Source organism: Massilia sp. CT11-108, from assembly GCF_047302915.1.
GTDB classification, from domain to species: domain Bacteria; phylum Pseudomonadota; class Gammaproteobacteria; order Burkholderiales; family Burkholderiaceae_D; genus Telluria; species Telluria orientalis.
In genome coordinates this window covers 1-2,012 of sequence record NZ_JBKYMO010000747.1, presented here as the reverse complement: position 1 = coordinate 2,012, position 2,012 = coordinate 1, and the positions used below count along the sequence as shown (strand labels likewise).

General features: G+C 69.3%; 2 protein-coding genes and 1 pseudogene. All 3 read left to right on the top strand.

Going from position 1 to position 2,012, the window contains the following annotated elements:
- Window positions 1-673: pseudogene (locus ACEN88_RS30225) on the top strand (MFS transporter); the annotation flags it as partial.
- Window positions 674-693: 20 nt separating this feature from the next.
- Window positions 694-1,584, top strand: a complete 891-nt coding sequence (locus ACEN88_RS30220) for a LysR family transcriptional regulator (RefSeq protein ID WP_413345654.1) — start codon at window positions 694-696, stop codon at window positions 1,582-1,584.
- A 137-nt stretch (window positions 1,585-1,721) separates the two neighbouring features.
- The coding region (locus tag ACEN88_RS30215) for a 1-deoxy-D-xylulose-5-phosphate synthase N-terminal domain-containing protein (RefSeq protein ID WP_413345652.1) at window positions 1,722-2,012 on the top strand (291 nt) is incomplete at its 3' end.

The following is a 2,012-nucleotide window of genomic DNA, read 5'->3' as shown; positions in this document are numbered from 1 at the left end:
GGGGGGGGGGGGGGCGGGTTCCGGCGGGATCGTGCCTGTCGCGGCGCTGGCATTCGCGTGGAAGTTCGTGAGCCTGCCCGCTTTGCCCGCGGCATCGGACGCGACATCCGGCAGCGTGTTCGCGCTGCTGAAGCGCCCGGCCGTCGCGTACGGCATGGCGGGCGTCAGCCTGTTCTTCATGGGGCAGTTCGCGCTGTTCACGTATCTGCGGCCGTTCCTCGAAACGGTCACGCACGTGAGCGCGACGACGCTGACCGGCATGCTGCTGGCGATCGGCATCGCGGGCTTCATCGGCACGACGTGCATCGGCGCGGTCCTCGACAACCACCTGTACCGCACGCTGGCCGTCATCCCGCTCGTGCTGGCCGTGCTGGCCGGCGCGCTGGTGGCATTCGGCGGGTCGACGCCCATCGTCGCGATGCTGCTTGCCGTGTGGGGCCTCGTCGCGACGGCGGCGCCGGTAGGCTGGTGGACGTGGCTCGCGCGCACCTTGCCGGACGATGCGGAGGCGGGCGGGGGCCTGATCGTGGCCGTCGTCCAGCTGGCGATCGGCCTCGGTGCCACGTTGGGCGGCGTGCTGTTCGACGCCTGGGGCTTCCGCGCGACGTTCGGGTTGGCCGCGCTGCTGCTCGTCATCGCCGCGGCGCTGGCCCGCAAGGCCGCGCGCGCTTAGTTCAAGCGTAGAATCACGGCATGGCACGCGATAATCTCAGCGACATCCTCGTCTTCCTCGCGGTCGCGCGCGAACGCAGTTTTACGCGCGCGGCGGTCAAGCTGGGCATGACGCAGTCCGCGCTTAGCCATACGATCCGCGCGCTGGAAGCGAGACTGGGCGTGCGGCTGCTGACGCGCACGACGCGCAGCGTGTCGCCCACCGAGGCCGGCGAACGGCTGTTGCAGAATGTGGCACCGCGGCTGGAAGAGATCGACGCGGAGATCGCCGCCGTCAGCGAGCTCGGTGACCGGCCCGCCGGCACCGTCCGCATCACGGCCACGGACCACGTCATCGACAACGTGCTGTGGCCGCGCCTGGCCGCCGTGCTGCCGCAGTACCCGGACATCCACCTGGAGATCAGTTCCGAATACCGCATGGTGGACGTGGCGGCCGAACGCTACGACATCGGCGTGCGCTGGGGCGACCAGGTCGAGAAGGACATGATCGCCGTGCGCCTCACGCCCGACACGCAGACGATGATCGTCGGCGCACCCGAGTACTTCGCGCACCGTCCCGTGCCCGCGTCCATCGACGACCTCATGAAGCACGAATGCATCCGCCTGCGCCTCGCCGGCGGCGGCGTCTACGCGTGGGAGATGCTCGATCGCGGCGCAGCCGTCGACGTGCGCGTGCGCGGACGCTACACGTTCAACGGCGTGTACCAGATGCTGAACGCGGCGCTGTCCGGCTGCGGCCTCGCCTACATGACCGAAGACGTGGCGGTACCGCACCTGCGGGCCGGCCGCCTCGTCAGCGTGATGGCGGACTTCTGCCCCAAATTCCCCGGCCTGCATGCGTACTATCCGAGCCGCCGCCACGCGTCGCGCGCACTGGCCGTCGTGCTCGATGCGATCCGCCACAAAGGCTGATTTCTGCCGGGATTTTTCGTGCGTACCATATCTCCGAAGAGGCCGGCGCACGGTTGAAGCGAATACCTGAACGGATGGCCGGGATGTTCTAGAATGGGTCGCCTGCGGTGCCTGTCGCACGCCGCATGGAGGACCGCATGGACCTGCTCGAGGCAATCAACGATCCCGCCGCCTTGCGTGCGCTACCCCGCGCACGCCTGGAGACGCTGGCGCGCCAGTTGCGCCGCTTCCTGCTCGACACGGTAGCGCGCACCGGCGGCCATCTCGCGTCGAACCTGGGGACCGTGGAACTGACGATCGCGCTGCACTATGTGTTCGCCACGCCGCGCGACCGCATCGTGTGGGACGTCGGCCACCAGAGCTATGGCCACAAGGTGTTGACGGGCCGGCGCGCGCAGATGCACACCCTGCGCCAGGCGGGCGGCCTC